21 protein-coding genes and 1 tRNA gene are annotated in these 13136 nt (G+C 60.1%); 3 read left to right on the top strand and 19 right to left on the bottom strand.

Translation table 11 applies throughout. The annotated features are described in order from the left end of the window. Nucleotides 1-35: 35 nt before the first annotated feature. From CIT31_RS16150 to CIT31_RS16060, 19 genes are all read right to left on the bottom strand, one after another. Entirely contained in the window at nt 36-296 is a 261-nt protein-coding gene (locus CIT31_RS16150) for a hypothetical protein (protein ID WP_095519442.1), read from the bottom strand. Nucleotides 297-309: 13 nt separating this feature from the next. Continuing rightward, the gene (locus CIT31_RS16145; RefSeq protein ID WP_095519441.1) at nt 310-1152 is read right to left on the bottom strand and encodes a phage capsid protein; all 843 of its coding nucleotides are present in this window, start codon (nt 1150-1152) and stop codon (nt 310-312) included. A gap of 183 nt (nt 1153-1335) precedes the next feature. Beyond that, on the bottom strand, nt 1336-2316 hold the full coding sequence (locus CIT31_RS16140) for a hypothetical protein (protein WP_095519440.1): 981 nt from the start codon (nt 2314-2316) through the stop codon (nt 1336-1338). Further along, nucleotides 2316-2573 (bottom strand): hypothetical protein, encoded by a 258-nt coding sequence (locus CIT31_RS16135; RefSeq protein WP_095519439.1) that lies wholly within the window; start codon nt 2571-2573, stop codon nt 2316-2318. Before CIT31_RS16135 ends, CIT31_RS16140 begins: the two co-directional genes overlap by 1 nt. A gap of 41 nt (nt 2574-2614) precedes the next feature. After that, on the bottom strand, nt 2615-4255 hold the full coding sequence (locus CIT31_RS16130; protein ID WP_095519438.1) for a portal protein: 1641 nt from the start codon (nt 4253-4255) through the stop codon (nt 2615-2617). A 6-nt stretch (nt 4256-4261) separates the two neighbouring features. Next, complete coding sequence (locus CIT31_RS16125) at nt 4262-4447, bottom strand: hypothetical protein (RefSeq protein WP_095493050.1); 186 nt, start codon at nt 4445-4447, stop codon at nt 4262-4264. A 79-nt stretch (nt 4448-4526) separates the two neighbouring features. Continuing rightward, nucleotides 4527-5282, bottom strand: coding sequence for a deazapurine DNA modification protein DpdA family protein (locus CIT31_RS16120; RefSeq protein ID WP_095519437.1), 756 nt, complete (start codon nt 5280-5282; stop codon nt 4527-4529). Between the two features lie 22 nt (nt 5283-5304). Then, nucleotides 5305-5535, bottom strand: a complete 231-nt coding sequence (locus CIT31_RS16115; RefSeq protein ID WP_095519436.1) for a hypothetical protein — start codon at nt 5533-5535, stop codon at nt 5305-5307. Continuing rightward, nucleotides 5532-7097 (bottom strand): terminase family protein, encoded by a 1566-nt coding sequence (locus CIT31_RS16110; RefSeq protein ID WP_095519435.1) that lies wholly within the window; start codon nt 7095-7097, stop codon nt 5532-5534. The genes CIT31_RS16115 and CIT31_RS16110 overlap by 4 nt, the downstream gene beginning before the upstream one ends. Continuing rightward, nucleotides 7094-7594: a DNA-packaging protein gene (locus CIT31_RS16105; protein WP_095519434.1), complete on the bottom strand. Its 501-nt coding sequence runs from the start codon at nt 7592-7594 to the stop codon at nt 7094-7096. The genes CIT31_RS16110 and CIT31_RS16105 overlap by 4 nt, the downstream gene beginning before the upstream one ends. Next, nucleotides 7575-7766 carry a hypothetical protein gene (locus tag CIT31_RS16100; RefSeq protein WP_095519433.1) on the bottom strand — a complete coding sequence of 64 codons (192 nt, stop codon included), beginning with the start codon at nt 7764-7766 and terminating at the stop codon, nt 7575-7577. The genes CIT31_RS16105 and CIT31_RS16100 overlap by 20 nt, the downstream gene beginning before the upstream one ends. 167 nt (nt 7767-7933) lie before the next feature. Continuing rightward, entirely contained in the window at nt 7934-8461 is a 528-nt protein-coding gene (gene nusG / locus CIT31_RS16095; protein WP_095519432.1) for a transcription termination/antitermination protein NusG, read from the bottom strand. Then, entirely contained in the window at nt 8458-8829 is a 372-nt protein-coding gene (locus CIT31_RS16090) for a hypothetical protein (protein WP_095519431.1), read from the bottom strand. The genes nusG and CIT31_RS16090 overlap by 4 nt, the downstream gene beginning before the upstream one ends. Further along, nucleotides 8819-9220 carry a hypothetical protein gene (locus CIT31_RS16085; protein ID WP_095519430.1) on the bottom strand — a complete coding sequence of 134 codons (402 nt, stop codon included), beginning with the start codon at nt 9218-9220 and terminating at the stop codon, nt 8819-8821. The genes CIT31_RS16090 and CIT31_RS16085 overlap by 11 nt, the downstream gene beginning before the upstream one ends. Continuing rightward, complete coding sequence (locus tag CIT31_RS34655) at nt 9217-9651, bottom strand: hypothetical protein (protein WP_095519429.1); 435 nt, start codon at nt 9649-9651, stop codon at nt 9217-9219. The genes CIT31_RS16085 and CIT31_RS34655 overlap by 4 nt, the downstream gene beginning before the upstream one ends. Further along, nucleotides 9648-9941, bottom strand: coding sequence for a DUF6074 family protein (locus CIT31_RS16075; protein WP_095519428.1), 294 nt, complete (start codon nt 9939-9941; stop codon nt 9648-9650). The genes CIT31_RS34655 and CIT31_RS16075 overlap by 4 nt, the downstream gene beginning before the upstream one ends. Nucleotides 9942-10058: 117 nt before the next feature. Continuing rightward, the gene (locus CIT31_RS16070; RefSeq protein WP_095519427.1) at nt 10059-10577 is read right to left on the bottom strand and encodes a helix-turn-helix domain-containing protein; all 519 of its coding nucleotides are present in this window, start codon (nt 10575-10577) and stop codon (nt 10059-10061) included. Continuing rightward, on the bottom strand, nt 10574-10855 hold the full coding sequence (locus CIT31_RS16065) for a winged helix domain-containing protein (protein WP_245316325.1): 282 nt from the start codon (nt 10853-10855) through the stop codon (nt 10574-10576). The genes CIT31_RS16070 and CIT31_RS16065 overlap by 4 nt, the downstream gene beginning before the upstream one ends. After that, a complete protein-coding gene (locus CIT31_RS16060; RefSeq protein ID WP_095519425.1) occupies nt 10852-11043 on the bottom strand; it encodes a hypothetical protein in 192 nt (63 codons plus the stop codon). The genes CIT31_RS16065 and CIT31_RS16060 overlap by 4 nt, the downstream gene beginning before the upstream one ends. A 120-nt stretch (nt 11044-11163) precedes the next feature. Between CIT31_RS16060 and CIT31_RS16055 the strand changes: the two genes are divergently transcribed. The 3 genes from CIT31_RS16055 to CIT31_RS34250 all read left to right on the top strand — a co-directional run bounded on the left by CIT31_RS16055 (nt 11164) and on the right by CIT31_RS34250 (nt 13135). Beyond that, nucleotides 11164-11784 (top strand): Arc family DNA-binding protein, encoded by a 621-nt coding sequence (locus tag CIT31_RS16055; RefSeq protein ID WP_095519424.1) that lies wholly within the window; start codon nt 11164-11166, stop codon nt 11782-11784. After that, nucleotides 11781-13031, top strand: coding sequence for a tyrosine-type recombinase/integrase (locus CIT31_RS16050; protein ID WP_095519423.1), 1251 nt, complete (start codon nt 11781-11783; stop codon nt 13029-13031). Before CIT31_RS16055 ends, CIT31_RS16050 begins: the two co-directional genes overlap by 4 nt. A 31-nt stretch (nt 13032-13062) precedes the next feature. Further along, a tRNA-Ser gene (locus CIT31_RS34250) sits at nt 13063-13135 on the top strand. Nucleotide 13136 lies beyond the last annotated feature (1 nt).

Below are 13136 nucleotides of genomic sequence, written 5' to 3'. Positions count from 1 at the left end.
AGAAAAGGCGGGAGCCGAAGCCCCCGCCGTTGTCGTTACGCCAGGACGGCCGCGCTGATTGTGCCGTTGCCGTCCGCGTCGACCGCGCTGACAGAGTGCAGCGTGGTCGTGTAGTCGGAGGTCAGTTGAACGAAGACCAGATCGCCGACTTTCATGCCAAGTTCCTTGGCGTCGGTGAAATAGTCTGTCCCGTCGACAGTGCCGTGCGCATCGCCATCGTTGTAGACCCAGATCGACGGCGAGCCGCCGAAACCGGACAAGATGCACTTGGGGCCGTTGGTTACTTCATAAGCCATTTCTCAGCCCTCCTTAGGCGCCGACGATGGCAGAGCCATCATGGTTGATGACGACCACGCCACTGTTCTGCAGCAGCTTGGAGCCCATGAAAGCCGAGGCGCGAGCCCAGGAGTAACCCTGCTCTTCGTCATAGCCGACAAGGGATTCGAGGTTTTCGGTATCGGCCGCGTGGCCGATAGCGGACTTGTGGTAGAGGAACGCTTTTTCAGCGTTCGTACCGGCGCCCGGAAGATCCGGATGCATCAGCCAGTTGACGCCGGCCCAGCGCAGAACACGCTTGAGCGGGCCGCCTGCGAGCGGTTTCACGTCCACGTAGTCGGCGGAAGTGAAGGTCGCGTCGCGCAGGATGTAGGCGTACATGGCAGACGTGATCAGCCCCCACATATTATCCACTTCCTGAATCGGCACCTTGGCAAGGCCGAGGATGCCGATTGCCTTGGTGACTAGGGCCAGCGAGCCGGTAGCAGCGGCGCCAGTATCGACGGTGGCGGTCGCCAGCTCAGTGATGATGTCCGCGTCAACTTTGCGGTTCATCACCTTGAGCGAGGTATCCTGCATGATGCGCTTCTGATCGCCCTGGGAGGCGAAGATGTTGAAGTCGGTCTTGCGGACCAGATCATGCCATTCAACGAGAGTGGCGGTGTTCTGGGTCAGGTTGTCGCCGCGGGCCGTGATCAGGCCGTTGACGCCGCGAGTCCGAGCTTCCGCGCCGCCGCTGTCGGCCACGAGGAAGATTGCTTCGTTGCCCTTGCGCACAAACTCGGTCGTAACCGACATGCGCAGCGGGCTTTCACCGGATTCGAAGCCGGCGATGTACTCTTGACGATACTGTTTCTGGAATGCCGTGTCGGCCATGGTCCAGATTCCTTCTATTGAGGGATCGGGAGCCGTAGGCAGGTTGTCCGCAGGCCAGGGTCGCGGGTTGTCCGGGGTTAACCGGAGCCGCTAGACCGCCCTTCGGCGCTGATTACGTGCTGGTTTGGGTAGAGCCGCGATTGACGGAGCCGCAGAGCGGGTTGGCCGTCATAAGGCGGGATATCAGGCCTTGAGCTTGTCGCGGGCCGTGATCAGTTTGCGGTAGCGGTCTTGCGCTGCCGTGTCTTTGTGCCAGGCGGCGCGGTCGGTCTTCATCCGCTTTTCCATCGTGGCGATTTCAGCATGGAGGCTTTCAGCGGACGAGCCGCCGGCCGGAACAATCGTGGCCATCGGGTTTTCGGCAACCGCCTTGGCAGCAAAGAACCTGAGAGCGTCGGGGTGATTGCCGATTTTCCGACCGTCAGCCATCCGGCCGCCCATCAGGTTATCGAACAATTCAGGGCTTACGCTCTCGAAATAGGGCCGCATCGCAGCGAAGTTGCCGGTGAAGTCGCCGCCCCATTCCTTCTTGAGGTCAGCTTCGGCTTGCTTCTTGAAGTCCGCGTCGGCGGTTGCCTGCTGGAACTGCTGTTCCTCCTGCAAGGCGTAATATTCATCGACCATTTCGGCCATATCGCCGGGAGCAATCCCCTTCTTGATGGCACGTTCCGCAAATGCCGCCACCACCGGTTTGTCATCGTCGCCGATGGTGCGCTTGTCGGGCAGCACAATGGCCTTGACGAAGTCATCAACTGCCTCAGGAATGTTGTTGGACTTGCGATACTCTGCCCACTCCTCGGCCGTGGCCTTTTCGCCGGGCTTGCCCTTCGGCTTCAGCCCTTCGGAAATCTTGCGCTGGGCTTCCTCTTGCGCGGTGAGCAGCGCTTCCGGCGAGGCGAACCGTGCCAGGCGTTCCAGGCGCTTTGCATCGCCCTTTGCCAGCTTGTCGCGCCAGTCTTTGCCCCACGGTCCTTCCTCTTCAGCCGGCGGCGGTTCCTTGCCGGCTTCAGGGGCCGGCGCAGCAGTGCCAGGCGCAGGAGAGGCAGCAGGAGCGGCTTTCGCCGGTTCGGCAATCACAGCAGCGGGAGCAGGCTTTCCCGCTTCAGCAGCACCCGGAGCGGGGTTTTCGGCCGTAGCCGCGCCCGCAAGAGTGTCATCAGACATCAAGCTTTCCTTTCGGTTTTCGTCAGCAGATGGATAGGCACGTTGACCAGCTTCAGAATCTGCCGACCGACATTCATGCGGCCGGTCAGGTGAGCGGTCACGTCCGGTTGCCCAGGCACGAAGGGTTCGTCGTATGTCATTGCCGCTTTGTGGACGATCCAGCCGATTGCCCGCTTTTGCTGCCCTTCCGAGGCATTGCCAGCGGCAACAGCCTTGATCGCCTCGACATCGAGGTCATCATATGTTGCCGGCGCCATAGGATTGGACCTAGGAGCCCCGCCACGCGCCTGGTGCTGTGTCATGCGGCTTGCATGCCCTGCATTGCCTTGACCATCGGAGCGGCCTTGCCTGCCATTTCAGCGGCACCGCCAACGGTCGCGGCAGCGTTTGCCGCTTGAGCTTCAGCGGCCATCTGATCAGCCGCGGCCTTCAGCATCTTTTCATCGTTGATCCACTCTTCAGGCCAGCCAGTGCGGCGAAGGAGGTCTTTTGCAATCGCCATCGCGTTCGGCAGCTTGGCAACGGTCGGATCGAGCGCAGCGGCTTCCTTCACGACGCCCAGGCCTTCGATGAGCTTCTGTTGCATGCCCTCGTCTTCAAGGTCTTTGATTGGCGACTTGAAGGAGAACTCCACACCAGAGCCGCGCAGCGAATCGGGGATCTCGTTTGCAGGGAAAGCACCGAGCGACCGCATTACCTTGAAGGTCTCAGAGCAGAGCGGTTCGGAATATTCCACTTCCACCGGCTCAAACATCGGAATGTGAGCGCGCATCTGTTGCTCGACCACCTTGCGGATTTGGTAGGCTGTCATGCCAGACGTGTCGGGGATCTGAACCTTGTCGGTCATGAAGCCCATGCGGATCGTCATATCCAGGCGGTCGGACATGTTCTGCCCTGCGGGAAGGCCGGAATAGTCCATTTGCAGCGGTCGCAGAGCTTCGCCAAGCCTCTCGTCATACTCCCGATCGAGCCAGGTAATGCCGCCGGCACCAAGGCCGATATCCGACCGGATCACATCCATTGTGGCAATCATCGGCGGGTCGATGGCCTTTTCCCCGGCTTCGAGCAGGATGCGTTCAATGGCCTGTTGCGTCCGGCTGTCAGGCAGGATGATCGAGGTGAAGACCGAGCGGGCATATTGCGAGCCCGAGACGGTAGGACCGCGAGGAATGACATAGCCGCGATAGGTGCGGCTTATGTTCTCCAGGACTTCGCCTTCGTGGTCTGGCAGCACCCACAGCGATATAAACTCGTGCTCAGCCCGAACCTTGATGCCTGTATCGTAGGACGCGGCCGGCACCGCCACATGACGCGCGCTGATTTTCTTGTACGGGTCTTTCTCTGCGTCCCGCGTCAGCGCTGCCGGCACCTTGCCGGGGAAGAGCTGCATGAGTTGGGTGATCGTCGGCTTGCAATTGCGGTGCACGTCAGACACCGCGCCGGCATAGTCTTCGGACCATGCGACATCGCGAAGATGCCAGTTGCGATAGAACAGGTTGCGCCGGTCAGTCGTTGGCGTGACTTCAACGACCGCCTGCCCGAACGTCAGGTGATCATGGTCACCGGCTTCCGTTGCCCGAGTGAAGCCGGCGCCGTTCCGGTACATGACCGCCCGCTGCATCGCCGTGGCGTATTCCAGCCAGGACCGGGCATCAGGCATCTTGTTTCGGGCTTCATCGAGCGACTTCACTTCGAAGAAGTCGGCCGGCCGCAGCATCGTTCGGTAAAGGTCGGCCATGTCCCGGCGGTAGATCGCCGCCCGAGACGAGAACGAGCCAGCCGCATAGTCAGAGCCGATGTTGAGCGGCCCGGTGAAGTCTGCCCGGTCATAGTAGAAATGTTCAGCCAACTCCTGCCAATGCGACAGCAGCGGCGTCTTCTCGCTGAAAAGCCGGTTGCCGTTGTCGACGATGGTTTGAACCGTGGCGGAGGTCTGCATGTGGCCTTACGCCCCAAGCTTTCCGACAGAGCCGGTGAGATTGTCTGACATGATGGTCGAGTCCCGACCGCCACGAGCTCGCATTTCGGCCATTTGCTTGCGCTTCTCAGCCAGGACGGCCGGATCTTGCGCATCTGGCATCCGTGCAGTGGGTTCAACTTTCGGGGTTTTGGGTTTGAACAGACCAGCCATGTTCGTTTTCTCCTTCAGAACAGCAATGAGAATGCGGCGAGTGCGAAGCGTTGGACGCGAGATGTCATGACGAACCCATTCAAAGCGGCAGAGACGGTTGCCATTCGCGTGGAGAGGCAGAGGCCATGATCTGGAGCCGTTGGCAGTAGTCTTTCGCCTCTTGCCACGAGTTCCCGTTGCGGCCTTGCTTGCGAGCTGCGAACGACCACGCCATGCTGTCGGCGCTGTCCAGCAGTTCGCGGACGCCGGGATGCAGGAGGGAAGTCTGCTTGATCCCGAAGCCATGAAGCCGCAGGTCTGGACGCACGGCGAGAATGGCCGACAGAACCCCGACTATCTTGTCCGGAGCACCATTGCGCTTGCAGACCGATCCCACGCCGACCCACATGCCAGGCGTCAGCCGGTCGCCATAGGCGCGGACGTGGTCCTGATAGTCCCGAGGGTCGAAGCCTTGAAGCACAGGCAGGATCGGGAACGGAAGCTCGCAGGCCATCAATGCGTCATAGCGCTCGATGGTGAGCCGCTGGTGATCCGCGACCGTCAGTCCCGTCTTGGCGAGCATGAAGGGTTCGCACATGTAGTCCTGTGCCACCGCCGCCGCGATCCTGACCACACCAGCCGCATGCAGGCGGCGCAGTTCATTGGCGTATTCCCCGACGCCATGACGGTATCCACCGTGCCGATCGATCTCCGTGAACGCCCCACTGTCGACCAGCACTTGCCCGCAATCGATAGGCTTCTTCCTTCCGCGAAGTCGGTTGATGCTGATACACGCCACGTCGAAGTGCTTGGCATCGGCTGGTTGATGCAAGCCGACAAAAAAGCAGACGCTCATCAGTCCCGATAGGTCGTGCGCGCTAGTTGTTCAGCTCATAGGCCAGGGCCTTGGCGTCCAGCGCCCTGCCCTTCAGCCCGTACAGCAGCGAGACGACACCGCCCCGGCGTTCCGATCGGAGCAGGCCGAAGCGGCTTTCACCGAATGCCTTCTCTGCCAGCGCAAGTGACGCCGCAGCCTGTTTTTCCGTGATGATGCCACGCGTTGCGCCCTTCGCCGGCTTCGGCACATTGATCGAATCTTCGAATGTCATCGCCTGCCTACCTTCTGTTTTGCATAGCCGACCTTGACTTGCGGCAGCCGGCCGCCGAGTGCCGCTTCATGCATCTTGCGGATTGCCTGTTTCTCGCCTTCCGCCCAGCACATGATTGTTGCGTCACCATCATCAGGTGAGCGGCCAATGCGCTTGCGGATTTCCTCTTTGCTCTCGATTTGGATGTTGCCGGCGCCGACAGGCTTCCAGCGATAGGACACCAGATCAGCAACCAGCAGCGGGTCAGGAGGCAGTGCCAGAGGCGATCCGCCCTCTTGCCCTGGGTCCAGAGCCTCACGAAAGCGCCAGATTGCTTCAGCGCGCTTGTTGAGGAAGCCAAGCGCCTTATCCACCGTGCGCGCCGTAGACCCATGAGCACCATTGAACCCGGCGACCGAGACACCGTTGTCCGTCAAAAACCGCTTCGCATCGCCCCCGTAGCCGCCACCCAGGTCAACGATGACCACCGAGCCATCCCGGCGAATCTTGAACACTTCCGCCCCGATGCTCGGGCCGTCTGGCGTTTCGGTGCCCTTCTTGCGGACCAGCGGCGCGAACCATGTCCCGTATCGCGAGGAGAAAGACGACTTATCAGGACCGCCTTGCGCTACGTCGACCGCCACCGCCGTCATCTTCAGGCCCCGGAACCCGTCAGGCTTCCAGCGGCCTTGCGCCTGCCTTATCCAATCCGAAGGGATGACTTGCCAGAGGTCATCCTGCGCACCGATGTCGAACCGGCCTTCACGCAGCATGGTCCTGTAAGGTTCCGGCATTGCTTCGATGGTCGACGCATAGCCGCTTTCGGCAAGATCTGGATTGTCTTCCAGCACGGAGGCAATGAAGGTTCTGGACCGTGGCTTTTCGCCTTTCGGCCCGAGGTAGTCTTGATCGACTTCAGTGTCATCGCCGTCGATCGTAGTGAACCAGCGCAGTTCACCAGGCTGTGCCGGATTCGGATGCGTTGGATCTAGCCAGGCGCCCCACCGCTTGATGACCCACTGGCCTTCAGCGGTCGACGGAGGATTGCCAGTCGCCAGCACCCGGCAGCGCTGCTTGGGATTGGCCGAGCGGTTCCACCCGATGATGTAGGTGTATTGCGTCTCGGTGAACTGCGTAATTTCATCGAAGGCCTTCAGGTCGTGCGCGATGCCCTGATAGTCTTCCTTGTTCCCCTCATGCTCGCAGTGCCCGAGGTCGATAACGCCCCTGTCATGCCGCCACGTGCCGGACTGTTCGTTGAAGCCGTCCCGCGTGCCGAGCAAGCCTTGCAGCTCACGCTTGACGCCCTTCAGGTTCTTGCCGATCCGGCGAAGGATCAGGGAATGTTCATGCTCGTTCAGCGCCAGCAGGCAGATTAGGAACGTCTTGCCGCCGCCGGCCGAGCCACCATAGAAGGTTTCGTCCGCCTCGCTGAAATAGGCCATGGTTTGAGGCCCAGGGTTAGGCAGAGCCGCTTTCTTGCCGGCGAGCGTTTGCGCCCGTTCTACGATGGCCTTCTGTTCTTCAGGAGGCAGCGCTTGGTAGGCCCGCAATATGTCGTCTAGCGTCTGGCCAACGGTCACTTGCTGGCCTGTTGTCCCTTGGCGAGCGCGAAGGCGATCAGGCGGGCAAGGTCGCGGGTGTTGTCAGCCGGAACCAGGTCTTTGCCGTCCTTGCCGGTAACTTCCGACTTGTCGGCTAGCCCCAAATCGCGGGCGATAATGTTGGCATTGAGCAGGTCTGCCGAAGCCCCTTCGAACTTCTGGGTCCGGATGATTTCCTCTACGCGCGTTGTGACGTGGGAAAAATCTTTCTGCTTTGCGTAGTCGAACCAAGTCGTCTTATCGATATCGAGGAAGATGCAGAGCCCGGAAATGGTCATGGCCCGCATCTTGGCGATGGGCTCGTGCGTATTGGCGCCTTGGAAGCTGGTTACCTTGTCTTCCCACAGTGGGTTTGCTTCCACCCACTCAAAATATTCGCTCGCCGCTGTCCATAGGTCATCCGGCGTGGCGAAGATCGGCTTGCGCCCGTGCGAACTGCGCGCTTTCCAGAACTGGTTACCCGCTGGCGCTGGCATCGCTGGCCCCGGTTACCTGCTGTAGAGATTCTAGCACCTCAGCCTTCACTTTTGCTTTTGTCTTCCGCTTGGTGATGGATACCGCCAAGGCGATTTGACGGCGCACCTCTTCCTGTGCAGCCCTGGTAGCGGCCGGCAAGAGCTTGGAGCGGCGCTTGTCGAGATAGCCCATGCTGACAACTCCCCGGCTCGACAGCGGACAATTTGTCCGCCGTTCCGTACCGTTGGATTTGGTGAAAATGTCTCGGAGCGCGGGGGCGGCGAAATCTACCCCCGCATCGGCCCGGCGAGTGATCCGAAGATCCCGCTCAGTCAGCCGCAAATCGCCTATATGTGGTATTACGCTACCTTTGCGAGATTTTCAAGTTCTATCGTTGTCGGCACCGATCGGCCGAAGATCGACACCAGCACCTTTGCTTTCCGGCTGTCCTTTACCGCGTCAATCAGGCCCTCCAGGCCGAGGAACTGCCCTTCGGCAATCCGCACCTTGTCGCCGGCATGGAGGCGGTAGCCGTGTTCCCGCGTCTCATCAAAGGCGCCGCTGTCCACTGCCCGCCGAATCCGCACGATGACATCGTCATCCACCGGCACCGGAACACCTTGCACCCGCAACACCTTGTCGACGCCATCAACATCATCCAGCTCAGAACAACGATCAGGCGCAGCCAGCCTCACGAACATGTAGCGGCAGAACAGCGGGAACTCCCTTGTCGTCCACTTCTTGGTGCGGTTGTGTCTGATTTCCTTGCGCCACACCGGACAAAACACATCGTAGCCAGCCCGCTTCAGCTCATCAGACGCCTTGCGTTCCGACGACACCGAGGACTGGACCACATACCAACAATTGATTTTTGCGCGCTGGTTCATTTCTTGCCTTTCGCATCGTCGGCCCGCCAATAGAGCTTGTAGGGCTTGGGCTTCTCGTAGACTTCCCCTCCGCGGTGCTCGTAGCGCCCGCGCTCTGCGCGCTCGATTACGGAGGCCTGACGATCCTTGCTCAGGGTAACGCCTGTCGGACGGTATTCGATCAGATGGTCAAATCTTGCGTTCATCGGCTCCGGCGGTTCGATGCGGAACCAACGGCCGTCATGCAGAAAGAAACGCCCCCGGCCAAATTCAACGAGGTTGCTCTTGCGCAGCTCGCAGATCATGCCGTCCGGTTTTGCTTCGCCGATCGGCCGCCAGGGATTTTCTCGTTCGAGCCTCTCACGCGCCCTACGCTCTTCAATGGTCATGGCCGCCCCCTTCCGCGAGATAGTCGGCGATGTTCACTTGCCGCACAGGCGACGCCGGGCCGAACGTGCCGAGCTGCCATTCCCGATGCTGGCGATTGCCGTGCGGATCGAACTTCGCCGCCGCGATGTCGCGAACCCAGCGAGGAGCCTTCGCCGCGGCTTTGGCTTGCTTGCGCTCACGCTTGGTCTTCTTCTTCGGAGCGATCGGCGCCGGCCCGCTCGACAGGATCTTGGTCGCTATCCAGTCCGCCCGCTTTTCGGCTGGCGATACGGGCGAACCGTCCATCCGATCAGACGCGCGCCATGCCTCTGCATTGGTCGGGAATGGGCCAGCCAACACATTGGTGCCGTCGACCACGACGAAGCCGTCTTCATTCTCGATTACGGTCATGCGACCGCCGGAAACATATGCGGCAACGCCGCGTGGATCTTGGCCAGAGCGTCAGCCTTGGTCGCGCGCTCGAAGTCAGCCATCACCCGAGCCGTTTCTTCCTCAATCTGCTTGTCAGCCACGAAGCCGATGGAGAACAGCTCATCACGAAGCGCCAGCATTTCGGCCTGGGTGTCAGCCACGGCGATGATGAACGAGCGGCGCCCACGCCATCCGTGTTCGTTTTCCCATGTTTTCGGCATCGCCTTGGCCACGAAGCTGACCATGAATTGTTCCCAAGGCCGTTTCGGCGATAGGCAAGCCCAACCCGATCCGCCAGAGGTCAGCCGCTCCAGGGCGCGCGGCATGTCATCGTCTATGTAGGCGGTGCAAAACTGGTCGACGTATGCCAGCACCCATTGGCCCGGCTGGATTTCTATCTGTGCGGTCATGCGACATGGCCTCCCTCTGGTTGGGTGCTTCGATAAGTGAGCCTGATAATTTCCGCCTGGACGGCCGACCAGAACGCGCCCAAGTGCTCGTCTTGTTCGCTGACCGACAGGCCGGTCCTCGCCATTTGCCGGATGAGACCATCGGTGACTTGATCGCGGTAGGATTCCGCCGCCCTGTCGGTTGGCTTGGCAAGCATCTTTTCGGCGGTCGATCGAATGCGGCCGACCCGTTTTCCCATTGGGAACAGGATCACTTGGCAGGGAGCCGACCAGTTAAACTGTGTCTGCATGGCGGCCCCCCCGAACGATATGGATATGGTAGAATAAGGATGTCACGAAAACCGTGACGGTTTGTGTTGGCAAACCCCTGATTTCGTCACGCTTTTTGGGACAGGCTGTCACGGTTTTCATGACGCCACCCTGTTTTTCGTCACGGAAATCAGGACAGGACCGTCACGGTTTTCATGACGGGGTTTTGTTCTTCGGCCATTCTCGCCGCGTGGATTGTTGGCGCCGGCAGCTTGCACAGGATAGTCTTTGCCGGGTTGCCATTCCCGGTACAGTTTCCGCCCATCCTGGGTTTTGTCGGTCCCCGGCAGCTTTAATTCGGTCAGCTCCCAGGCAGGAGACTTTGCCGCACCATCGACGCCGAGGCAGGCGCTTTCCGTCTGGAACAGGTAGCCCTTCCGCTGCAACTCGCGGATGGCTTCGGCGGCGGTATCGGGCCGAACTCCCATCCGCTGCGCCAATTGGCGCACACTTAGCCGAAGTTTGCCATTGTTGTTCTTGTCGGTCCCGCGCCACTCGAACTTGAACCAGGGATAGGCCGCTTGTGCGGATGACGACAGCGCGCGCCACGCTGGCCACTCATGTGTGTGCCGGATGATCTTCGTGAAGTGCTCGCCCGGAGGATTTTTCCCCTTCATGCGCTCACCTCTTCGAGGACACTCACTTCGGAGTGTAAAATATACTTTCCGTGATGGCCCGGGAATTGGCCGCCGTGGCTTTCGTGCTCGGTCTCAATGACGAAGCCAAGGGCTCTAGCTTTGAAGACGTAGTCGGACCAGCGCGGGCCGGGATGCGTGATCGGAGTGCAGCCGCCGGCGCCGGCATCGATCAGCTTCTTCATGGCCCAGGCCACGCGGCCTTCTAGGCGCATTGGCTGGCCGTCCGGTTCGACCTTGACGAGAAGGGAATACTTCAAGCGGCATCCTCCATGAAGAACTTGGTCAGGTTGGACCGCTCGGCGACCCATCGACCGCCAACTTTTCGCGCCGGCAGTTCGCCCTTTTCCAGCATGTGAAATGTCGCCCGCTGCGTGCGGCCGATGAACACGGATATGGCTTCGGCTCCCCATACCAACTCCAGACTATGGTCGGATTTTACGGGCAAAATGTGCTCCTTTCGTTCACGAGTGCAACTTGCATCTATTGCCAATAAGTACCTGTAACTGTGGATGAGTGCAAGTCGCACTCTTGCCTTTCATGGTGGCAAGTTGCACTTATCCCCAGCATGAGTGACGATGACCGCGAAAAATACCCTAGTGAGCTGGCCGAACGCTTCCAGGTTCGGCTTCCGCCTGGTTTGCGAGACCGCATTAAGGAAGCGGCAGACAAGAACAGCCGCTCGATGAATGCTGAGATTGTGGCGCGGCTTGAAGACTTTCCGACGCTTCAAAAGACCTTGTTCGCCACGACTCGGGAGCGAGCGAAACTAGCCGATGACAAAGAGCGGCTTGAATGGGAGTTGGATCGGCTAGAAGACTTCCGAAAACGCTTCTTTAACAAAGACGGAAAGCCGGCCCCTGTTTTAGCAATCCCCCAGCCCTTGCTTGATCGCATTAGTCTGGAAGCGGAGCAGAATCACCGAACGCTTGACGCCGAGGCGATTGCCGCTCTTGAAGTTGCGTTCCCACCGAAGTCGATCGACATCAATCTTCTGTCCGTTTTTTTGGAAAGCTTGATTGGCGTCAGTGCTCCTGACGGGAACAGCGACTATCTGAATTATATCAATAATGCTCTCGCCGACGCCAAGCAGCCATGGACCGTCCGGGCCGGCTGGGACGGTGAGGTCAGCTTTGTTCCCTACGCCACCCGCGCCGAGCAATCGAACGATGAGGGCGGGGAAGAATGAGCGTACGTAAGCGCACATGGACTAACAGCCGAGGCATCGCGAAAGAAGCATGGGTTGTTGACTATGTCGACGGCAAAGGCATCCGGCGACTGAAGACTTTCGCCAGAAAGAAGGATGCCGACAGCTTCCGGGACGGTGCCGGCGTCGAGATACGGCAGGGCATCCACGTCGCGGACAGGGATAGTGTCAGGCTGGCCAAAGCGGGAGATATTTGGATCAAAGGGGCTGTTGATGCCGGGCTGGAGCGCTCTTCCACCGAGGCATATCGATCGCACCTCGATCTGCATATCAAGCCGTTCATCGGCCAAGAGCGGCTTTCCGATCTAAGCGTGAGCACACTCCGAGCATTTGAAGACAAGCTTCGCGAGAATGGTCGATCGCCCGTTATGGTGCGCCGTATCCTGGTCAGCCTAGGAACGCTGCTGGCAGACGCCCAGGAGCGCGGCTTCGTGGCCCGCAACGTTGTTCGAGACATGCGCGCCCGCCGCAGGCGTGGAGAGCGCCAGGACAAGCGCCAGAAAGGCAAGCTTAAGGTCGGGGTCGATATCCCGTCGCGGGAAGAGATCCGGGCGATTGTCAACGCACTCTCCGGCCGATGGCGCCCATTGCTGCTTACGGCAATTTTTACCGGTCTTCGCGCTTCTGAACTTCGCGGGCTCCGCTGGCGTGATGTCGATCTAGACAAGCGAGAGCTGCATGTGCATCAGCGCGCCGATAGGTTCAACGCCATAGGAAAACCGAAATCAGAAGCCGGCGAGCGAACCATTCCGCTACCCCCGACAGTCGTCAACGCGTTGCGGGAGTGGAAGCTTACATGCCCGCGTCGGCGGACAGGCAAGCTGGACGACGAAGGCAAGCCGGTCACAGTGCTGGAGCTTGTCTTCCCGAATGGCGCCGGGAACATCGAGGGCTTGAGCAACATCATTCGTCGCGGCCTTATCCCGACACAGGTAGAAGCCGGCGTCACGGTGCCGGCGCTGGACGAGAGCGGCGAACCACAGCACGACAAGGACGGCAAACCCATCGTCGTCGGGAAGTACACCGGCATGCATGCGCTTCGTCACTTCTACGCGTCATGGTGCATCAACCGCACGGCGGACGGTGGCCTGGGACTGCCTGCTAAGATGGTGCAGGAGAGGCTTGGACATTCAACTATCGTGCTAACGATGGACCGCTATGGGCACCTGTTCCCGCGCGGTGATGACGAGGCCGAATTAGCCTCTGCCGAGCGGCTGCTATTGGGCTGACGCGACACAGACGCAACATAGAGGGCGCAACGCCTTATGCTGCAAGGCTTGTGAGCGGTTTTGTAAACCGAAGGTCGGCGGTTCGATTCCGTCCGGGGGCACCAG

The organism is Mesorhizobium wenxiniae (genome assembly GCF_002284535.1).
In the GTDB taxonomy this organism is placed as follows: Bacteria; Pseudomonadota; Alphaproteobacteria; order Rhizobiales; family Rhizobiaceae; genus Mesorhizobium; species Mesorhizobium wenxiniae.
Note: the sequence above shows the minus strand (reverse complement) of the source record. Positions and strands in the feature narration are given on the sequence as shown.

Excerpts from the sequence above, each read along its gene's own strand:
- CIT31_RS16150 (WP_095519442.1), bottom strand. The coding sequence starts at position 296 with ATGGCTTATGAAGTAACCAACGGCCCCAAGTGCATCTTGTCCGGTTTC.
- CIT31_RS16145 (WP_095519441.1), bottom strand. The coding sequence starts at position 1,152 with ATGGCCGACACGGCATTCCAGAAACAGTATCGTCAAGAGTACATCGCC.
- CIT31_RS16140 (WP_095519440.1), bottom strand. The coding sequence starts at position 2,316 with ATGTCTGATGACACTCTTGCGGGCGCGGCTACGGCCGAAAACCCCGCT.
- CIT31_RS16135 (WP_095519439.1), bottom strand. The coding sequence starts at position 2,573 with ATGGCGCCGGCAACATATGATGACCTCGATGTCGAGGCGATCAAGGCT.
- CIT31_RS16130 (WP_095519438.1), bottom strand. The coding sequence starts at position 4,255 with ATGCAGACCTCCGCCACGGTTCAAACCATCGTCGACAACGGCAACCGG.
- CIT31_RS16125 (WP_095493050.1), bottom strand. The coding sequence starts at position 4,447 with ATGGCTGGTCTGTTCAAACCCAAAACCCCGAAAGTTGAACCCACTGCA.
- CIT31_RS16120 (WP_095519437.1), bottom strand. The coding sequence starts at position 5,282 with ATGAGCGTCTGCTTTTTTGTCGGCTTGCATCAACCAGCCGATGCCAAG.
- CIT31_RS16115 (WP_095519436.1), bottom strand. The coding sequence starts at position 5,535 with ATGACATTCGAAGATTCGATCAATGTGCCGAAGCCGGCGAAGGGCGCA.
- CIT31_RS16105 (WP_095519434.1), bottom strand. The coding sequence starts at position 7,594 with ATGCCAGCGCCAGCGGGTAACCAGTTCTGGAAAGCGCGCAGTTCGCAC.
- CIT31_RS16100 (WP_095519433.1), bottom strand. The coding sequence starts at position 7,766 with ATGGGCTATCTCGACAAGCGCCGCTCCAAGCTCTTGCCGGCCGCTACC.
- nusG (WP_095519432.1), bottom strand. The coding sequence starts at position 8,461 with ATGAACCAGCGCGCAAAAATCAATTGTTGGTATGTGGTCCAGTCCTCG.
- CIT31_RS16090 (WP_095519431.1), bottom strand. The coding sequence starts at position 8,829 with ATGACCATTGAAGAGCGTAGGGCGCGTGAGAGGCTCGAACGAGAAAAT.
- CIT31_RS16085 (WP_095519430.1), bottom strand. The coding sequence starts at position 9,220 with ATGACCGTAATCGAGAATGAAGACGGCTTCGTCGTGGTCGACGGCACC.
- CIT31_RS34655 (WP_095519429.1), bottom strand. The coding sequence starts at position 9,651 with ATGACCGCACAGATAGAAATCCAGCCGGGCCAATGGGTGCTGGCATAC.
- CIT31_RS16075 (WP_095519428.1), bottom strand. The coding sequence starts at position 9,941 with ATGCAGACACAGTTTAACTGGTCGGCTCCCTGCCAAGTGATCCTGTTC.
- CIT31_RS16070 (WP_095519427.1), bottom strand. The coding sequence starts at position 10,577 with ATGAAGGGGAAAAATCCTCCGGGCGAGCACTTCACGAAGATCATCCGG.
- CIT31_RS16055 (WP_095519424.1), top strand. The coding sequence starts at position 11,164 with ATGAGTGACGATGACCGCGAAAAATACCCTAGTGAGCTGGCCGAACGC.
- CIT31_RS16050 (WP_095519423.1), top strand. The coding sequence starts at position 11,781 with ATGAGCGTACGTAAGCGCACATGGACTAACAGCCGAGGCATCGCGAAA.